This is a genomic window from Lentzea terrae, from assembly GCF_003265345.1.
GTDB classification, from domain to species: domain Bacteria; phylum Actinomycetota; class Actinomycetes; order Mycobacteriales; family Pseudonocardiaceae; genus Lentzea; species Lentzea terrae.
Genome location: NZ_QFWW01000011.1, coordinates 1 through 19,467, shown reverse-complemented (window position 1 = coordinate 19,467; position 19,467 = coordinate 1). Strand labels below are relative to the sequence as shown.

Annotated in this window: 12 protein-coding genes; 2 read left to right on the top strand and 10 right to left on the bottom strand. The window is 67.3% G+C overall.

Going from position 1 to position 19,467, the window contains the following annotated elements; genetic code table 11:
• Positions 1-55: 55 nt before the first annotated feature.
• The 10 genes from DI276_RS17525 to DI276_RS17480 form a co-directional block, all read right to left on the bottom strand.
• Positions 56-763: a glycoside hydrolase N-terminal domain-containing protein gene (locus DI276_RS17525; RefSeq protein WP_112264607.1), complete on the bottom strand. Its 708-nt coding sequence runs from the start codon at positions 761-763 to the stop codon at positions 56-58.
• 82 nt (positions 764-845) lie between these two features.
• Positions 846-2,339, bottom strand: a complete 1,494-nt coding sequence (locus DI276_RS17520) for an arabinofuranosidase catalytic domain-containing protein (protein WP_112264605.1) — start codon at positions 2,337-2,339, stop codon at positions 846-848.
• Positions 2,340-2,379: 40 nt separating this feature from the next.
• Entirely contained in the window at positions 2,380-4,083 is a 1,704-nt protein-coding gene (locus tag DI276_RS17515) for a ThuA domain-containing protein (protein WP_112264603.1), read from the bottom strand.
• A gap of 37 nt (positions 4,084-4,120) precedes the next feature.
• On the bottom strand, positions 4,121-6,955 hold the full coding sequence (locus DI276_RS17510; RefSeq protein ID WP_112264601.1) for a PQQ-dependent sugar dehydrogenase: 2,835 nt from the start codon (positions 6,953-6,955) through the stop codon (positions 4,121-4,123).
• A gap of 315 nt (positions 6,956-7,270) precedes the next feature.
• Complete coding sequence (locus DI276_RS17505) at positions 7,271-9,109, bottom strand: RICIN domain-containing protein (RefSeq protein ID WP_232836726.1); 1,839 nt, start codon at positions 9,107-9,109, stop codon at positions 7,271-7,273.
• Between the two features lie 59 nt (positions 9,110-9,168).
• A complete protein-coding gene (locus tag DI276_RS17500; RefSeq protein ID WP_112264599.1) occupies positions 9,169-10,311 on the bottom strand; it encodes an inositol-3-phosphate synthase in 1,143 nt (380 codons plus the stop codon).
• Between the two features lie 9 nt (positions 10,312-10,320).
• Positions 10,321-11,280: an ATP-binding cassette domain-containing protein gene (locus tag DI276_RS17495; protein WP_112264597.1), complete on the bottom strand. Its 960-nt coding sequence runs from the start codon at positions 11,278-11,280 to the stop codon at positions 10,321-10,323.
• A 244-nt stretch (positions 11,281-11,524) separates the two neighbouring features.
• On the bottom strand, positions 11,525-12,091 hold the full coding sequence (locus DI276_RS17490; RefSeq protein WP_112264595.1) for a DJ-1/PfpI family protein: 567 nt from the start codon (positions 12,089-12,091) through the stop codon (positions 11,525-11,527).
• Between the two features lie 664 nt (positions 12,092-12,755).
• Positions 12,756-15,449, bottom strand: coding sequence for a ricin-type beta-trefoil lectin domain protein (locus DI276_RS52135; RefSeq protein ID WP_112264593.1), 2,694 nt, complete (start codon positions 15,447-15,449; stop codon positions 12,756-12,758).
• 204 nt (positions 15,450-15,653) lie between these two features.
• Positions 15,654-15,905 carry a hypothetical protein gene (locus tag DI276_RS17480; protein WP_157984768.1) on the bottom strand — a complete coding sequence of 84 codons (252 nt, stop codon included), beginning with the start codon at positions 15,903-15,905 and terminating at the stop codon, positions 15,654-15,656.
• An 88-nt stretch (positions 15,906-15,993) separates the two neighbouring features.
• Between DI276_RS17480 and DI276_RS49990 the strand changes: the two genes are divergently transcribed.
• Together DI276_RS49990 and DI276_RS17475 are read left to right on the top strand one after the other, a co-directional pair.
• On the top strand, positions 15,994-16,206 hold the full coding sequence (locus DI276_RS49990) for a hypothetical protein (protein ID WP_157984767.1): 213 nt from the start codon (positions 15,994-15,996) through the stop codon (positions 16,204-16,206).
• A gap of 362 nt (positions 16,207-16,568) precedes the next feature.
• Positions 16,569-19,082 (top strand): non-reducing end alpha-L-arabinofuranosidase family hydrolase, encoded by a 2,514-nt coding sequence (locus DI276_RS17475; RefSeq protein ID WP_232836725.1) that lies wholly within the window; start codon positions 16,569-16,571, stop codon positions 19,080-19,082.
• Positions 19,083-19,467 lie beyond the last annotated feature (385 nt).

Below are 19,467 nucleotides of genomic sequence, written 5' to 3'. Positions count from 1 at the left end.
ACATCGTCACGCTTGCGTGTGATCGTCGCCCGAACTCTCGATGCCGGTGGCCGGGTCAAGCGGGTGTGGCGGCCGTGTGCCGCGCGAACAGGCTGGCGTAGTCGCTGTCGAGCCCGGCGAGTGCCGTGCGCAGCGCGGGGAAGAACCAGCCGGTCGAGGACGACTCGTACCGGTCGAGTTTGGTGAGCAGGAGCAGCCTGGCCGCCCCGATGACGACGAGGGTGGTCCCGCTGGCGAGGATGCTGCCGCCGAAGGCCACCACCCTGGTGATGCCCTCGTAGCCGAAGGCACCGCGACCCGACAGGCCGACGCCTCGCAAGGTGAGGTAGCCCGAGCCGTTGCTGACGGTGGCTCTCGTCGTGAAGCGCGTGCTGCCGAGCAGCCCGTCGAGCGCGGTGTCGACGCTCAGCGTGGTGTCGACCGTCCGGCCAGGTGCCGGCAGCAGCTCGTGTGCGATCACCTGATCGGCTCTGGACGCGAAGGCCCGGCGGGCCCAGGTGCCGTGCCCGTCGGTCCAGGTCGAGGTGACCTCGCCGGTGCGGGAGTCGGTGATCCGGCCGTAGCCGCCGACGGCGGCCATGCCGGGACTGGAGATCCGGAACTCGTACGCCGGGTGGCAGGACCGGCCGGCCTCGAAGACCACCTTCTCCATCGCGGGCTCGCCGTACAGCACCGCACCGCATTCGCCGTTGGCGGTGCGGAAGCCGTCCGTCCAGCACGCGGCCGGGCGGGTGTCGTGCATCGTCGGCTCTGACATGCGCATCACTCGACTCCTCTGTCAGTGATGGGAATGGTCGTGCGTGCTGTCCGCCGCCGGAGCGGAGGACAGCACGCACGACCGCTGATCAGGTCAAGCTCCACTGCTGGTTGGACTGGCCGTTGCACGTCCACAGCTGGACGAGCGCGCCGTTGGCCGTGGATGCGCCGGACACGTCCAGACACAGACCGGACTGCACGCCGGTGATCGTGCCGTTGGCGTTGACGTTCCACTGCTGGTTGGTCTGACCGTTGCAGGTCCAGATCGCCACCCTGGTGCCCGCGGTGGTCCCTTGGCCGTACGCGTCGAGACACCGCTGGGTGGTGCCGTCGAACACGGTGAGCTGACCCGACGCCGACCGGGCCCACTTCTGGCCCGCGCTGCCCGAGCAGTCCCAGATCCGGGTCTGCGTGCCCGCGGTGCCGTTCGGTGTCTCCAGGCACTTGCCCGCGCCCACCGCACGCACAGCGCCGCCGGGCACGGGCTGATTGCCGCCGCCACCGCCGTACCCGGCAGCGATGATGTTGGCCTGCACGGCGTTCTCGGTCGCGTCGGACGGATAGCCCGCGACCATCGCTCCCTCGTAGAAGGTGCCCGCGCTGAGGTTGGCACCACCGTCTGGCTTGCAGCAGTCACCACCACTGCCCAGGATGATGGCGCCCTGTTTCTTCATCGGGCTGTAGCCGTTCGGCAGCGACCCGTCGTACAACGTGGTCAGATCGCCCGCCTGGGCGTTGGCGCCCTTGAGCGCGAACCGCGTGGTCCCGTTGTTCTTCAGGATCGCCGTGACGAACTTGTCCGTGAAGGCCCGCTGATTCGGGTTCCACTGCTGGCTTCCGCCGGGGAACAGGCCCCATTCGAGATCCGCCTGGACCCACGGACCGCGGCCGACGCACCCGCCGAACCAGCACTGCGTGCTGAAGTTGATCGCGTCCATCGCTCCGGCCGCGTCGGCTTTGCGGGTCGTCTCGCTGTTGCCGTAGTCGAAGCAGCAGCCGCCGTTGACGTGCGTACCGCTGGTCACCATGTACATGCCTTCCGGAGCGGCGCCGGTCGGGACGCCGGTCCGGCTGCCGTCACGCCAGTAGCTGTTGCCGGGGTTGATGTAGAGCGAGTACGCCTTGCTCTTGTCAGCGCCCATCACCAGCGACTCGGAGGTCGCGTTCGCGGGCCGGCTCTGCGGCGAGCCGGGGACCACGCTCGATCCCTGGTACCACAGGTCGTTCCCGCGGCCGGACTGGTCGTAGACCACCGTGATGACACATGAGGTGCCGGCGCAGAACGTGTCCTGCGTCGCCGCGTTGGCGTTGCCGCCCGCGGCGAGCAGTCCGATGTCCTTGCTGGTGTTGTCCGACGCACGCCTGACTTGGTAGAGATTTCCGTTGTACGAACCGTAAAGCGCCCGCGTCGTGCTGTGCGCTGCGATGCAGGGCGTGCCGCCGCTGGCGTAGATGTCACACGGTCCTGTGGTCGCCGCCGCCGCAGGTGCCGGTGTGGACCACGTCAACGTCGCCGCGGCCAACACGGTCACCGCCAAGGCGATCCGGGTCCGCGCCGCCGGAGAGACTGCCGAGAGTCTCATTCCGCACCTCCTGGAAGGGTTTGTCGCTGGGACCAGCCGCTCATGGCAAGGTCCAGCGCTGGTTCGTGCCGCCGTGGCAGGTCCAGAGGATGAGCTGGGTGCCATCCGCCGAACTGCCGCCGTTGGCGTCCAGGCACCTGTTCGCCTGCTGGTTGATCAGTGAGCCGTTCGCTCCGGCCGTCCAGTTCTGCGAGCCGCTGCCGTTGCACGTCATCAGCTGCACCAGCGCGCCGTTGGCGGTGCTGCCGCCGGCGACGCCCATGCACTTGTTGAGGGCGCGCAACGTGTTCCCGCTGACCGTCCACTGCTGACTCGCGTTGGTGTTGCAGGTCCACAGCTGGATCTTCGTGCCGTCCGCGCTGCTGCCGCCGGCGACGTCGACGCACTTGCCGGAGCCGCCGGTGATCCGCCCGGTGCGCGGGAGGGGCCCGCCGAGCTCCTTGATCCGGACGTTGCGGAACGACACGTCGTCACCGGACCCGTGGTTCTGCAGCGCGATGTGCCCCGAGGTGAGCGACCTCGCCGGGTCGGTGTTGGTGAAGTCGTTGATCTTCACGCCGTTCAGGAAAACCTGGAGGCGTTCGCCCTCGACGAGCAGCTCGTAGGTGTTCCACTCGCCGGGCGGGTTCAGCGCGCCGTCCCTGGCGGCGGTGTCGGGGGCCTTGACCCCGTAGATCGCCCCTGTGGTCTTGTCCGCGGTGTCCGTCGCGTCGATCTGGACCTCGTACCCGTTGGCGAGAGCCGAGTCCGGGGTGCTGCCCGCCGGGAAACCGAGCACCACACCGGAGTTGTCGTCCCCCGGCATCCGCCAGTCGAGCTTGAGGGAGTAAGACCGGAACTCCTTGGCGCTGTACCACAGCATGCCCATGCCGCCGGACGAGGTGAGCGTGGCGTCGCTGTTGGTGAAACCACCGGGGCCTGCCTGCGTCCACCCGGTCGTCGACCCGTTGTAGAGGGTGGTGTAGCCGGTCTCGGGACGGCAGTCGGCCTTCGTCCTGTTCGCCGCGTACCGGATGCCGCCGAGGATCATCGTGCGGAAAGCCGGATCGGCGTAGCTCTCCCTCGTGTGCCCGGTGCCGGTGTAGAAGGAGCGTCCACTCGCCATGGGCTTGCACCACGTGATCGGGTGGTCGGCGCCCATCGACCCGCCGGAGTAGGTCGATTCGTCCAAAGTGGACAGGATGCGGGCGCCGCTGCGCGGGTTGGTGCGGTAGTTGTACCACTCGTCGGTGCGCACCCAGGCCGGAGAGAGGTGCGCGGTGGCGGCGTGCGCACGGTTCTCGGTCCGGATCGTCGCCTGCTGGATGGCCGGGTGCGACGCGAAGTACGCACCCACCAGCTCGCCGTAGAACGGCCAGTCGTACTCGGTGTCGGCCGCCGAGTGCACACCCACGTAACCGCCACCGCCGCGGACGTAGGACTCGAAGGCGCTCTGCTGGGTGGCGTTCAGCACGTCCCCCGTGGTGTTGAGGAACACCACGGCCTCGTACTGCGCGAGGTTGGCGGTCGTGAACTGCGCCGCGTCCTCGGTGGCGGAAACCGTGAAGTTGTTGGCGCCGCCCAGATCGCGGATCAGCTGGATGCCGCTGGGGATCGAGTCGTGCCGGAAACCCGCGGTCTTGGAGAACACCAGCACGTCGTAGGGTGTGTCCGCGGCCGCCGCTGGTGGTGCGGAAGCGACCCCGCCCACGACGAGTGCCGCGGCGGCGACGCCGAGCGCCCGTCGCCAAGCCTGGTAGGTCATCTGATCCTCCTTGGTGTCGAAGCACGCGGCGGAGTCGTCATGGCAGCGTCCAGCGCTGGTTGGTGCCGCCGTGGCAGGTCCAGATGATCAGCGCCGTGCCGTTGGCGGTGCCGGCTCCGTTGGCGTCGAGGCACTTGCCGGACTTCGTGTTGACCACGGATCCGTTGGCACCGGCGCTCCAGTTCTGGCTCGTGGCACCGTTGCAGGTCCCCAGCTGCACGGCGCCGCCGTCGGTGGTGCCACCGTTCGCGACGTCCATGCACTTGCCCAGCGCCCGCAACGTGGTCCCGTTGACCGTCCACTGCTGGCTCGCGCCGCCGTTGCAGGTGTACAGCTGGATCCGCGTGCCGTCCGCGCTGTTGCCACCGGTGACGTCGGCGCACTTGCCGGACGCCGCCCCGGTGATCGGCCCGGTGCGTCCGCCGCCGGTGGACGTGTCGAACGTGAAGGCGTCCACGTCGAACAGGTAACCGGTGCCGCTGCCCGCGAACGTCAGGTACAGCCTGCCGGTGGTCGTGGGCACGTTCGTCAGCGCGGTGGAGACCTCCCGGAACGTGTCCCACCCGCCGGTCACCGGCACGGTCAGCGTGGCCAGTGCCGGACCGGTCTGGGAACCGCTGCGCACCGTGATCGTGCCGCCCGCTCCCGCGGAGGACACGCGCGCGGTGAACCGGTTGGCGCCGGTGAGGTTGTAGTTGTCGAACGCGATCCAGTCGCCGTTGTGGATGTCGCCGACGGTGCGGCCGCCCTCGGCCGGCGTCTTGTCGAACAGGCCGGTGCCCGACTGCGTCGTGTAGTGCTCGGCCTGCCGGTGCCGGGGCTGGAGCACGTTCTGGGCGTGGGTGGTCGCGGGCGGCACGCCATTCGCGCCCTTGTCGGTGTACTCGGCGTCGAAGACGGCGTAGATGTTCGCCGCCGTGTCGTGCTCACCGTCCACCGGGATCTCCATGGTGCCCGAACAGCCGTTGCGCGAGGTGATCTTGTGGGAGTGACTGTCGTGGCCGAGGAGGTAGGACAACGTCACCTTGCTGCAGTCGATCGTCCCGTCCTCCACGTCGGAGACCGTGATCGTGTAAGGGATGCTGTCGCCGAAGCTGAACAGGCTTCCGTTGACCGGGGTGTTCAACGTGACCACGGGTGCGGTGTTGCCGACGGTGATGATCACGTTGGTGCTGCCGGTGAGCCCGGCCGGGTCCTTCACCGTGAGCGTGACGGTGTACTGGCCGTTGACGGTGAAGGTGTGGCTCGGGTTGGCCGCCGTGGACGTGCTGCCGTCGCCGAAGTTCCACGAGTAGGTCAGCGCGCCGTTCTCCGGGTCGGACGACCCGGCCGACGAGAAGTCGGCGGTCAGCGGCGCGATGCCGGACAGGGGGTTGGCAATCGCGCGTGCCACCGGCGCGCGGTTGCCGGCCGGACCGATGTGCTCGATGCGGTAGAGCGCGGAACTCGCGTCGCCGCTGCCCCATCCGGTGCCGTAGTCCAGCACGTAGAGAGCGCCGTCCGGACCGAAGCTCGCGTCCATGACCTGGGTGCCGCGCCAGGGGAAGTCACCGACCTGCCCGGCGGAGCCGTCGGGGTTGACGTCGATGGTCTTGATCCAGCGCCGGCCGAACTCGGTGGCGAACACGTGCCCGTCCAGCGAGGCGGGGAACTTGACCGTCGACGGGTTGGCCGCGTCGTAGCGGTACACGGGCGCGCTCATCGGGGACTCCGACCCGCAGCCGAACGCGGCGAAGGAGCAGTTGTCGTACTTGATCCACGCCGGGCGCGCGGCGGGCAGATTCGTCAGGCCGGTGTTGTTCGGCGAGTTGTTGACCGGCGCGGCGCAGTTGAACCGGCTGCCCGACGGCCCGGACGGGAACGTGTAGTCCACATAGTTCTCATCGGTGGTGTTCGTGCCCGTGCAGTACGGCCAGCCGTAGTTCCCCGCCGAGGTGATCCGGTTGAACTCCACCTGCCCGGCCGGTCCGCGGCTGGAGGTGGTCGAGCCGGCGTCCGGTCCGTAGTCACCGAGGTAGATCGTGCCGGTGGCCGGGTCCACGTTGAACCGGAACGGGTTGCGCAGGCCCATCGCGTAGATCTCCGGCCGCGTCCTGGCCGTGCCGGGCGGGAACAGGTTGCCCGCCGGGATCGTGTAGGCCCCGTCGGCGTTCACCTTGATCCGCAACACCTTGCCGCGCAGGTCGTTGGTGTTGCCCGCGCTGCGTTGCGCGTCATACGCGGGGTTGCGTCCCGAGCGCTCGTCGATCGGCGTGTAGCCGCCGGAGTCGAACGGGTTGGTGTCGTCGCCGGTGGACAGGTACAGGTTGCCCGCCGCGTCGAAGTCGATGTCACCGCCGACGTGGCAGCAGATCCCCCGGCTCGTCGGCACGTCCAGCACGGTCACCTGGCTCGCCGTGTTGAGCGTGAAGTCGGCGTTGAGGGTGAACCGGGACAGGCGGTTCACGCCGTTCCACTGGGAGAAGTTCGTCCCGCTGGACGGCGCGTCACCGGCAGGTGTCGACAACGGCGGCGAGTAGTAGAGATAGATGTGCCGGTTGGTCGCGAAGCCGGGATCCGCAGCGACGCCCTGCAGACCCTCCTCGTCGTGGGTGTAGACGGGGATGTTGGCGATCACGCTCGTGGCGCCGGCCGCCGTGGTGCGGCGCAGCGTGCCGTTGCGGGACGTGTGCAGCACCGAGCGGTCCGGCAGCACCGCCATCGACATCGGCTCGCCCATCTCGGCGACGCCCTTGGCCAGTTCGACCTGTTGGAAGTCGGCGGGGTTGACCACGTGCGCGGCGGCGGGCGGTGCGGTGACGGCCGAGACGGCCACGGCGGTGGCCACGGTCAGGAGCGTGGCGGAGAGCGCCGCGGTGAGTCGGTTTCTCATGGCAGGTCATACCTTCGGTCTCGTTGGCGCGCTGATGCGGGGTTCACTGTGGACGGCCGGGGCGTCGAGCCGTCCTGGTGAGCAGACCCGTCAGAGGCAGATCCGGTACGAGCGTCACGGCGCCGGCCGAGACGAGCGAGAAGACCGCGGAACGCGCGAAAACCCGGCGGTGGCGCCGGGGGATGGAGGTACGAGGCCATGATCGTCCTTCTTCGTTGAAGGTCTCTGCCGATCCGGCCCCTTTCTGGGAGCGCTCCCAGAAGGGTCCGGAATTCGGCCCGGCTCCCGTTGCCGGGAACGCGGGCCGAGTTGGTGCTAGGTGCTCTGGCGGCCGGGCAGGCGCCAGGTCTGGTTGAGCGGGCTGCCCTGGTTCACGGGGTTGCAGGTCCGCTGGTCCAGCAGGGCACCCGACGCGGTGGAGGCGCCCACGACCGCGACGCACTTGCCGCTGTGCCGCGCGACCAGCTGGAAGTCGGTGGGAGCGCTGCCCGCGTAGGTGACCTTGCGCAGGGTGAACTGCTGGTTGGTTCCGCCGTTGCAGTTCCACTGGATGACCGCGGCACCGTCCGCTGTGGACACTCCGTTGACGTCCAGGCACTTGCCCGACTGCTGGTTGGTGACCGTGAAGGTGTCGGCCGTCCCGGTCACCGGGCTGAAGTTCCACCGCTGCTCGTCAGCGGTGCCGCAGGTGACCTGCTGCTGCCGGGTGCCGTCGGCGGTGCTGCGGCCCGGGTTGGTCAGGCAGTGCTGCGAGTGCTGGGCGACCGCGGTGGACTGGAAGGCCCCGCCAGGAGTGCCCGAGGGCGGCAGGACCGTGATGGTGAAGGACTCGTCGACGTTCGAGTGCGGCAGGTTCACCGTGGTGCCGTTGTTGTTCAGCGTCACGACGGTGTCCATGGCGGTCACCGGGCCCGAGACGGCTCCGCCGTTGTTGTACGGGATGCGCTCGGCGAGCACCCGCACCTGGTTGTTCCTCACCACGCCCTCGGTGGCGTCCAGGCGCCGCAGGTTGACCGCGATGTTGCCCGTCGTGCGGCCGCCGCCGACCAGGATCTTGGCTTCACCCGGTGCTTTCGTCGCGAACCCGTCGTAGTTCTGGCTCGGCGTGACCGTGGCGATCTGGCCGGTCTGCGAGCCGTAGAAGCGGTAGACCCACCACTCACCCTTCGGCTGGTGCTGTCCCGCCGAGTTGTGGACGAGCAGGTTGCCGAGGTCGTTGTGCAGGTTGCCGCCGCTGGCCCAGTTGGCGCGCAGGCCGTCCGCGCCCGCCCGTTCCAGCCGCGAGATGTACCACGCGCCGTCGCCGGGGTTCTGCTCATTCGAGGCGCCGTACTCGTTGATCTGGTACGGCCGCGGGTGCGGGATGCCGCGCGAGTCGAGCGTCTGGTTCGCCACCTGCACGTTCGACACGGGGTCGCCGGGCAGCGAGTGCCAGCTGATGATGTCCGGCACCGTGTTGCTGGAGCGCACGAAGTCCAGGTACTGCGGCCACCAACCGCCGGTGGACGGCGTGCAGGCGCAGCTCGGCCCGACGATCAACTGGGTCGGGAACTCCGCCCGGATGCGCTGGTACGTGCGGCGCCACAGCTCGAAGTACTGGGACTGCGGGCGGTTCCAGAACAGCGTGATGTTGGGTTCGTTCCAGATGTCCCACTGCACGGGCACACCGGTCGCCCGCACGTCGCTGATCACGCGGGTGAGGAAGTTGTCGTAGTCGGTCCAGTTGCCGTTGTCACCGGGAAAACGGGAGATCGCGAACCCGTCGGCACCCCACAGGTCGTGCGGCAGCAACACGAACTCGCCGCCCAGCGCGCGGGTCCGCAGCAGCTGGGCACGGGTCGAGTTCCACCGGCGGTCGTACTTCCCGGACACCCAGCCGCCAGGACTGTCGAGCTGGGCGCCGCCCGCGCGCATGTACCGGAACTTCACGTCGCGGTAGAAGTTGTCCGCTGGCCCGGACGCGTTCTCGGTCATGCCGTAGATCCAGCCCGACGCCCGGTAGGTCGGAGCACCGGTTCCGGTGGAGAAGTCGACGGCGATGGACTCGTCCGCCGCCCACGCCGGCACGGCGAAGGCGATGACGGACAACAGGGCCGTGAGCAGCGGCAGGACCGCTCGGGGGCGGCCGCGCCGTTTCCTCGTGGTGGTGTTCACGCCTGCTCCTTTGCAGGGAAAGGGTTGCGCAGCGGAGTCCAACCTGGTCGATCGATGTGTCAGAGGTTTCGGGCCCACTCGTGGAGTTCGCGGGCCTGTTCCGCGAGCCGGTGCTCGTCGCTGCCCAACGGGTCCTTGAAGAAGAACGCGAGCGCACCCTGGGCACCGGTCCGGCCGGCCGCGTGGGCGGCGGCCATCAGGCGGGCCAGGTCCAGCACCAGCGGGGCGGCCAGGGACGAGTCCAGGCCGCTCCAGGTCAGTTGCAGTGACATCCGCGCGCCGAGAAACCCTTCGAACGACACGTGATCCCACGCGATCTTGCGTTCGCCGAGATCGGGTACGTGGTCGATGTGCAGGGGCGCGGTCACGTCCTCGCCGAGCAACGCCGCCAGCCCCCTGGCCTTGGACGCCAGCTTGCTGTCCGCGTGCGCCGGGTTCTCCAGCGTGGCCCCGTCACCACCACCGAGCAGGTTCGTGCCCGTCCACGACAGCACGCGCAGCGCCCGCGAGGTGAACATCGGTGCGAGCGCCGCCCGCACCAGCGTCTCCCCCGTCTTGCCGTCCCTTCCCGCGTAGGGCAGTCCCTTCGACACCGCCAGCTCGTCCAGTGCGGGCACCGCGACCCCGGTGGACGGCGTGAAGTCCACGAAGGCGCACCCCGCCTGGAAAGCGGTGTAAGCGACGAGAGAGCTCGGCGGCAGCACGGCGTTTCCCGGCACGGCGAGCGCCTCCTCCAGCGCGGCGAGCGAGTCGTGCTCGACCCGCACTGGTGGCTCGGTCGACGCCACGTTCACCACCACGACGCGGGCCAGGTCGTGCCGGGCGCGGAAGTCGGCGATGTCCTCGGCCAGCCGCCGGGCGGCGTCGGCCTGACTTCCGGAGGACGCCGCGGGGTCGTAACCGGGCCGGATCTCCGCGTCCACCGCGTCCAGGCCGCTCGCGATGCACCCCGTCACGTCGTACGGCAGCACGCCGTCGCGCAGCAGCGACTCGACCCGCTTCGCCAGCGGCGTGGTCACGATGTCGTGCCCGCCGACCACGAACGCGTCCCATGGCGCCAGACGCGCGTCCAGTAGCTCGGTGACACAGCCGACAGGCGGCACGAGACCCGCGCGCAACGCGAGCAGCCCGCTCACGGCGGTGGTCGCCACCGATCCCCTGGCCCCGTTCAACCACAAGCCGACTCGTTCGGTCACGACCATCTCCTCTCGTCAGCCGACCCTGGCCGGCCCATCAGCCGCCAGAACTGAACGCCGCGTCGAACGAGGCCGACGGCGCGTCAAAAGCGTTCCCCGTCGCAACTGCTCGCTGTCGACCTCGACGGTGCCGTCCGTCGGTTTGCGCTCGCCGTGCACGGTCTCGAGGATCTCCGAGCGGCCCGCCCCGACGAGCCCGGCGAGCCCGACCACCTCACTCCGGCGGACGGTGAGGTTCACGCCGCTGAAGCGGTCGCCTTCGGCCAGTCCGCGCACCACCAGCACCTCCGGCGCCTCCGGTACCCGCGGTGGGAACACGTTCTCCAGCGCCCGCCCGGTCACCGATCTCGCGGGTCTCCGCATCCGGTGCGAGATGTAGACCACGGCCACGCCCTGGGCGGTCAGCTCCCGGATGACACCGAACAGGACTCGTACCTCGTCCGCGTCCAGCACGGCCGACGGCTCGTCCATGATCAGCAGCTGCCCGTCCAGCGACAGCGCCCGCGCCATGCTGACCACCTGCTGGTGAGCCACGGAAAGCCGGCCCACGTCGCGATCCGGCGGAATGTCCAGGTGCCCCAGCCGGTCGAGCAGCGCACGGGTCCTGCGCCGCGCCTCTGCCCGCCGAGCAAAGGCCATTGTGGACAGTCCGTGACCGAGGAACACGTTGTCGGCCACCGACAGGCCCGCCACGAGATCCAGTTCGTGGTACATGACGGCCACACCACTGCGCATCGCGGCGGTCGGATTGCCGAACTCCGCGATCTCACCCTGCCAGCGGATCTCACCTTCGTCAGGCCGGTGTGCCCCGGACAGCACCTTGATCAGCGTCGACTTGCCCGCCCCGTTCTGCCCGAGCGGACAGCGCACCTCACCCGCGCGAACCTCGAAGTCCAGGCCCTGCAACGCCATCACGCCGGGGAAGCGTTTCACCAACCCTCTGACCGCCAGCAGTGGAGTCGACGCGACCGTCATCCGGTCACTCCCGTCCACGGGCGAACCAGGGCGCGGTCACGCCTGGGCGAGCTCACCATTGAGTCCTCCGAGCCCGAGAATTGCTGCGACAGCAGAGAATTCGGCTTTCCGAACAGTCAAACTAATGAGCCGCTTTTCGCACGGTCAAGGTCGTGGCGGTGTCACATATCGGCCAATGTTCCCCTTGACCAGTGGTCGACGCAGCACCTCGCGACGGGTGTCAGCGACCATCCATTGTGGATGATCAGCCGGTCGGGACACCCGACTTCGCCAGCACTCGGAGGAACGCACGCGACCACTGGGGCAGGTCGGGCCAGCCGCGGCAGGACACCATCGCGCCGTCCACGACGTCCGGCCCGTCGGCGAAGGTGGCGCCGGCCTGCTCCACGTCGACCTTCAGCGGCGGGTACGCGGCCGTTGTACGACCGCGCAGGAGCCCCAGTGCAGCCGGGACCTGCGGGCCGTGGCAGATCGTGCCGACCGGAAGTTCGTTCGCGAAGAAGTGCGCGACGATGCGGGCAACGTCCGGGTCCGTGCGGATGTACTCCGGTGCCCGGCCACCCGGAATCACCAGCGCGTCGTACTCCTCCGGACGCACGTCCGCGAACGCCAGGTCCACGGGCAACCGACGACCTGGCTTCTCCGTGTAGGCGTCACACCCCGGTTCGAAGTCGTGCACCACCAGTTGCACCGGACGTGTCGTGGGCGCGGCCACGACCACCTCGTGGTCGTCCTCCCGCAGCCGAAACAACGGGTACATCGAGTCGAGTTCCTCCGCGGCGTCCCCCACCAGCATCAGCACTCGCGCCATACCCGATCCTCACTCCCATCGGTTCTCGGACACGGCGTGCCTGGAGGACGCGAGCGCCACCGCGTCGAACACGATGGTCTGAAGAGAGTATGAGACAGCGTTGTCACAGGTACTCCTTGAATCGAACGCGGGAAGTGCACCGACACGCACGACCGACCTGATTGCCTGGTTGACCCGCCAGAACCCGATTAGTACGACAGTCCTACGGTAGGACCGGCCGCAAACACGGTCAATAGGTAGTACACGAGGCTTGGATGAGTTGGACTAGCCCGCCAGCAACAAGGACAAGCTCCAAACAGCCGAACATCGGACGCTCTACCGCAGCGGTTGCCCTCGAACGGCTTGCCGAGACTGCGACGAGCTTCTCGACCGCTTCTACGACGTGCCGCCGACCGCGCCGTAGCGGCCACCCGATGACCCACTGTTGCACGACTTGCCTGGCATTAGTATGACTCATTTGCGTCGCCCTGACCGGCCGGCGACAGATTGATCAGTTTTATGCCTTTCCCGTCCGGGGCGTCACGGCACGGATCTCACGGAGCGACGCCGTGCGCGACACCGCTGTGGACAGTCCGAAAGGGATGGTTGTCCGGCCGAGTTCGCAGGACGAAGCGCCGCGTGCAGAGGCAGGGGCTGGGCAGTGATGTCCCAGCCCCCAGCCGTTTCAGGTGCGCAGGCTCCACTGCTGGTTGCCGCCACCGCCACAGGTCCAGAGGATGATCCTGGTTCCGTTCGCGGTGCCGGCGCCGTTGGCGTCCAGGCACAACCCCGACTGCACACCCGTGATAGTGCCGTTGGCGTTGACGGTCCACTGCTGGCCGGCCTGGCTGTTGCAGTCCCAGATCACCACCGCGGTGCCGTTGCCAGTACCCCCGTTGCCGGCGGCCAGGCACTTGTTGCCGTACACCTGCAACTGCTTGCCCGAGGTGTAGGTGAAGCGCTGGTTGGTGCCGCCGTGGCAGTCCCACAACTGCGCTTGCGCGCCGTTGGCCGTGCTCGCGCCGCTGATGTCGAGGCACCGGCCGGACTGGCCGCCCACGATCGCGCCGCCCTGTTGACCACCGCCGCCCTGCCGCCGAACGAGCGATTTCGACTCAGCCGACCGATTTCCTTGCGCGTCGAGGATGTAGAGCCGGTAGTCACCGGCGGTGGTCGGGACGTCGATCGTCGTCGCCGTCCCGCTCGCCTTGGTCATCGTCGGGCCGACGGCGAAGGTCGTCGTACCCAGCGGAGCCAGCCAGACGGTCCTGGTCCCGTCGCCGATGCTCCGGATCGGAATCGACGACACCCCGGCGCCGACGAACGTGCTGGCAGGCAGGGCGTGATCCGGCCGGGAAAGATTGCCCAGCGGGATGACGTCCCGATATGCGTCCTCCAGTCCGGAGTTCACGGCGATGCCGTAGGCGGCCGCCGGCCAGACGTAGTCAGAATAGACGAGGATGTCCTGGACGGTGCTGTTCGGTAAATTCTTGTTGGAGACCTTGTTGACCGGACCGTACGTCTGCGTGATGCTCAGATCGTGTTTGCGTCCGAAATCGTCAGAATTGATCAGCCAGGTGACGTTCTTGTCCACGCTCAGGACGTTGTCACGGAAGGTGATGTACGCCGATCCTTCGTCCGGGTGAAGTCCGTACTTGTGTCCGGACGGGACACCCTGAAGGTAGTTGTTGTTGATCGTGGTTCCCGGCTGGCTGCCGAGCGTGTAGATGGGGGCCGTGTCGTTGAGGCGCTGAACCGTGTCGATGATGTGGTTGTAGCTGATGTTGTTGTTTCGTGCCGTGGTCGTCGGCCGGTTGGGTGCGATAGAGCCCGATGAGCCGTCGAAGTTCCACCAGCCCCAGCCGAGCGTGATGCCGTTCCACGGGGCTTTTTCGATCCGGTTGTGCTGCACGGTCAGAGTGTCGGCGAAGTACGCCGAGATGGGACTGTGCCCGTTGAACAACACCGCGCTGTCGTAGAGGTAGTTGTTCTTGATCTCGATGTTCTTCGGAAGTCCTTCGACCTGCGCGGAGTACTTCTCGCGATTCGTCGACGTGTGGTCCCCGATGTAGACGTGCTGCGGATGTCCCACAGTGATGGCGGACCCGGCTATGTCGTTCGTGTAGTTCCCGATCAACTGCGTGTTCTGCACGTCGTTGACCATGTTGATCCCGTCGACACCGGTGTGCTGCACCCGATTGCGGAGCAGCATTATGCCGTCGGCGTTCTCCAGTTGGATGATGCCCGGCGCAGTGTCGACATTGCGGTAGTAGTAGACGTGGAAGTTGCCCTTGACGTACACGGTGTTGCCGAGGTTGCCCTGCTGGGCCTGCTTGAACGCGGAGCCGGCCACGGTGAAGAGGTTCCAGTCCGAGTGCTGCACCGTGATGCCGGAGAACGTGATGTTGCGCACGTGGTTGGTCGTGGACGTGCCGGCGACCCTAAGCAGGGTCGACACGTTGTTCGGCGCATAGACCGTCGCAGTCGCCATGTTCTCCGAGTCGGCCTTGTAGTAGTACACCGTTTGGCTCGACTTGTCGAAGTAGAACTCGCCTGGCGCGTCGAGGAACTCGTAGGCGTTCATGAACTTGTGACTTCCGCCGGACTGGAAGTTGCCGTTGAAAGCGCCTTGCGCAATGGCCGCACCCGGTTGCTGAAACAGCGCAACGCGGTTGGCGCCGTCACTGCTGGTGGTGACCTGGCGGACTCCTGCGATGGCCGTCTGCCAGGTCGTTGCCGTCTCGATTTCGATGTCGTCCGGATTGCGGGATATTGCGGGCAGATCGGCCAGGCTGTACTTGGCGCCGTCACACTGCGATCCCGACTCCAATGCCCATGGAGCCTGACCGGCGTTGACGTTGTACGTGCCGTAGCATCCTTGCGAGTTGATCGTCTTGCCGGCCATGAAGGCACGCTTGTCATTGACGTAGAGCGCCCGCAGCTTGTTGGTGCGATTGAGCGGAGCCTTCCAGATGTTGCCTCCGTGCTGCGTCCAGCCACTCACCTGCACGCCACCGCTCAGCACCGGTGTCTCGTTCTGGTACGCAGAATATATGATCCGGTACCCGTTCGTGCCCGAGTCTCTCGGCGTGAAATCTACCGTGTTTCCTATCGGGTAGTTCCCCCCACGAAGCTGAACGTGGATGTCCCCGGACATGTTCGCGTTCACCGCGCGGACAACGTCCCGTGCGCGCGTCAAGGTTTTGAACGGGGCCGCGACCGTCCCCGGATTTGCATCATTTCCGTCAGGAGCGACGTAATACGTTTCCTGGACGGCGGCCGAGGCACGCGATTGGTCTGCCGCAGTCGGCAGCAGTGCAGCGGACACCAGCACTGCAAGAGCCAACAACGACCTTCTGACGATGACGACTGCTTTCACCTTGCTCTCCCCTTCGCTTGTTCGCGAACAGACAGGCCGTGGTGGAGCACCGGTCCGCAGCAGTGACGAGCGCTCAACGGCCAGCCTCGGACCACCCCACCCGCGAACCAACGTCACCTTCCAGCAGGCTGGGCGGCACTGGGGAGCAGTGGCAAATATCTGCCACAATTGTCAGCCCTGATACCGAAGCGGAGACCCTGCACTTCACGCGCGACTAGCTGAAGCCACCTGCGCCGGTGCCACGCGGGGCGCTCTCGATTCGGATGTCGTGGCCGCCTCGGCCTGGATCGCCACGCCGACCGCGACACCCCACCAACCGACGCCCGCGGCCAGCGGCCACGACACGGACTCGGTGACCGCGAGCAGCACGTTGCCCAGCGCGCAGGACAGGAGCACGAACACCGCCAAGCCGAGCACCGCCCGTGCTCCGCTGCTCGTCACTCCCCGCTCAGCCATGACAACTCCTCGTATTCCCCCGCTGCGGGTGTATCGCGCGCCGTCCTGCCCTGTTACCGAAGGAGGTGAGGGTGCAACTTTCTTCAGTGTGACGAAGAAGTTCTCCATCAGCGCGTGGTCGCGGGAGTCGCCGACCGAACCGATCAACGGCAGGATTCCGTTGTCCGCCAAGCGTTGCGTGAAAGCGGATCGAGGTGTGGATCAAGCCTTTGCCGCCGTGGTGGATCAGCTGTCCGTCGCAGACCTCACAGGACCAAATGCCCTGTTCCAGCGCGTCGATGGCATGAGACTGCCATGGTAGGTGGACGAGACGATACCGAGGACCTGGAGGATGAGCTCGCCTCCGAAGCGGTCGTGATGCTGTGGAACAAGCTTCACGACCGTCGCCGGGTCGGGCGAGTTCCGAGGCGGAAGAAGCACTCGCGGCCTTGAGGACGTCTACCGCACCACCGACAGCGGCTACGTCGACTCCTGGCAGCTCGTCTTCTGAACCGAAGCTTCCCCGTTTCACCAGGGCGAACACCACGGGAGTGACAAGAACGACCGTGTGGACGCTGAACGACATGAGATGAGAACCCCCGAAACTGGGGGCACACCGAGCAGCTCCAGTCGTTCAGGCGCAGACGGCTCGGGCCCTGAACGAGAACGGACATCATGATGGCGGTGAGCCACACGACCCGTGCCGGCGGGTTCTGGCGGAATCGAGCGCCCATTGTCAGAGCTCTGGTCGCGGGGGCGGCCAGTGCCGTGGCGGTGGGCACGGCGGTGATGTTGATCCCGTCGGCGGACGCGGCGGCGAGCACGCTCGGTGCCGCTGCGGCGCAGTCGGGCCGGTACTTCGGTACGGCGATCGCGGGCGGGAGACTCAGCGACTCGGCCTACACGACGATCGCCGGGCGCGAGTTCACGATGGTCACGGCCGAGAACGAGATGAAGATCGACGCGACCGAGCCTCAGCGGGGACAGTTCACCTTCGCTGCCGGCGACCAGGTCTACAACTGGGCCACGCAGCGCGGGATGAAGGTGCGTGGGCACACCCTGGCGTGGCATGCGCAGCAGCCGGCGTGGATGGAGAGCCTGTCCGGCAGCACCTTGCGGCAGGCGATGCTCGACCACATCAACGGGGTGATGGCCCACTACAAGGGCAAGCTGGCCTATTGGGACGTGGTGAACGAGGCGTTCGACGAGAACGGCAGCCGCCGGCAGTCGAACCTGCAGGGCACCGGCGACGACTGGATCGAGGTGGCGTTCCGCACCGCCCGCACGGCGGATCCGTCAGTCAAGCTGTGTTACAACGACTACAACATCGAGAACTGGTCTTACGCGAAGACCCAGGGCGTGTACAACATGATCCGGGACTTCAAGAACCGGGGCGTGCCGATCGACTGCGTCGGGCTGCAGACCCACTTCACCGGCGGTAGCTCGCTGCCGAGCGACTTCCAGACCACTCTGTCGAGCTTCGCCGCACTCGGCGTGGACGTGGCCCTGACCGAGGTCGACGTGACCAACGCCTCCACCGCGCAGTACGCCGGGCTGACGCAGGCCTGCCTCAACGTGGCCCGCTGCATCGGCATCACGGTCTGGGGCGTGCGGGACAGCGACTCGTGGCGTTCCAACGAAAGCCCACTGCTGTTCGACGGCGCCGGCACCAAGAAGCCCGCGTACACCGCGGTGCTCGACGCCCTCAACGCCGCCGCCCCGACCACCTCGTCGACCGCTTCACCGACCACGAGCTCGTCATCGAGCACGGCGCCGCCGAGCGGCGCCAACCAGATCGTCGGAGCTCAGTCAGGCCGATGCATCGACGTGCCCAACGCGTCGCAGAACAACGGCACCCGCGTACAGCTCTACGACTGCAACGGCCAGGTCAGCCAGCAGTGGACGTACACCGCCCGCAAGCAACTGACCGTGTACGGCAACAAATGTCTGGACGCCGGCGGCTCCCGCAACGGCGCGGCGATCCAGATCTACAGCTGCAACGGCCAGACCAACCAACAGTGGAACGTCAACGCCAACGGCACCATCACCAGCGTGCGATCCGGGCGCTGCCTGGACGTCTGGAGCACCGCCAACGGAGCGCAGATCCAGCTGTACGACTGCAGCGGACAGGCCAACCAGAAGTTCAGCCTGGTGCCCACCGGCAGCCCCACCACGCCGCCGCAGTCCTCTGCACCCCCGTCCTCGTCACCCCCGTCTTCGGCGCCGCCGGTGAGCGGGATGTTGCCGTCGAGCTTCCAGTGGAGCTCCACCGGTGCGTTGATCGCGCCGAAGCCGGACGCCGCCCACAACGACGTCGCCGGGATCAAGGACCCGTCGGTGGTGTATCACAACGGCAAACACCACGTGTTCGCCAGCGTCGCGAACGCCTCGGGCTACAACCTGGTCTACCTGAGCTTCACGGACTGGTCGCAGGCCGGCTCGGCGACGCACCACTACTTGGACCAGACCCCGATCGGCTCCGGTTACCGGGCCGCGCCGGAGGTGTTCTACTTCGCGCCGCAGGGGCTGTGGTACCTGGTCTACCAGACCGGCAACGCGTCGTACTCCACGAATCCCGACATCAGCAACCCCAACGGGTGGAGCGCTCCCAAGAACTTCTACTCCAGCATGCCGGCGATCATCCAGCAGAACATCGGTGACGGTTACTGGGTCGACATGTGGGTCATCTGCGACGCCGCCGACTGCTACCTGTTCTCCTCCGACGACAACGGCCACCTCTACCGCTCCCAGACCAGCGTGGCCGACTTCCCCAACGGCATGACCAACACCGTCATCGCCTTGCAGGACAGCAACCGCAACAACCTGTTCGAGGCGGCCAACGTCTACAAGGTCGCCGGGCAGGACCAGTACCTGCTCATCGTCGAGGCGATCGGCTCCCGCGGCCGGTACTTCCGGTCCTGGACATCATCGTCGCTCAGCGGCAGCTGGACTCCTCTCGCCTCCAGCGAGAGCAACCCGTTCGCCGGCGCGAACAACGTCACCTTCAGCGGCTCCGCGTGGACGACGGACATCAGCCACGGCGAGATGGTCCGCAGCGGCACCGCGGACCAGACGCTCACCATCAGCCCGTGCCAGATGCAATACCTGTACCAAGGCAAAGACCCCAACGCGGGCGGCGACTACAACAGCCTGCCGTGGCGGCTCGGCCTGCTCACCCAAACCAACTCCACCTGCTGACCGGATCCGCCCGACCTCAGACCCAGGCAGAGCTGATGAGCCCTGGGAGCGCGGAGTCGGAGCAGGAAAGTCATCGCTGCAAGCCATGCGGCATATCTGTACTCGTTGACGAGTCCGCCGAGGATCTGGGTGCGCAGCAGCCGGCGGGTGTCGAGGTCGTGTATCGAGGTGGAGTGCCCTTGGGCCCCGGGCGGCCGCTGGTCGCGGACGTCGGCGACCCCGGCTCACTCGACAAACCCTGAAATCGACCGCCTCACCAGGCTTGACACGTTCCGCGCCTCGTGGTTGACCAGGACGAGGCCGCCACCATCCGGGTTCTCCGCGTGCACGGGCGGGCTCGGCCTTGTGCCGAGCCCGCCCGCTCCAGCTTCACCCGTTCCTGATC

Coding starts and splice junctions, on each gene's coding strand:
- DI276_RS17480 (WP_157984768.1), bottom strand. CDS start 15,905: ATGGCTGAGCGGGGAGTGACGAGCAGCGGAGCACGGGCGGTGCTCGGC.
- DI276_RS17490 (WP_112264595.1), bottom strand. CDS start 12,091: ATGGCGCGAGTGCTGATGCTGGTGGGGGACGCCGCGGAGGAACTCGAC.
- DI276_RS17500 (WP_112264599.1), bottom strand. CDS start 10,311: ATGGTCGTGACCGAACGAGTCGGCTTGTGGTTGAACGGGGCCAGGGGA.
- DI276_RS17520 (WP_112264605.1), bottom strand. CDS start 2,339: ATGAGACTCTCGGCAGTCTCTCCGGCGGCGCGGACCCGGATCGCCTTG.
- DI276_RS17495 (WP_112264597.1), bottom strand. CDS start 11,280: ATGACGGTCGCGTCGACTCCACTGCTGGCGGTCAGAGGGTTGGTGAAA.
- DI276_RS17510 (WP_112264601.1), bottom strand. CDS start 6,955: ATGAGAAACCGACTCACCGCGGCGCTCTCCGCCACGCTCCTGACCGTG.
- DI276_RS17515 (WP_112264603.1), bottom strand. CDS start 4,083: ATGACCTACCAGGCTTGGCGACGGGCGCTCGGCGTCGCCGCCGCGGCA.
- DI276_RS17525 (WP_112264607.1), bottom strand. CDS start 763: ATGCGCATGTCAGAGCCGACGATGCACGACACCCGCCCGGCCGCGTGC.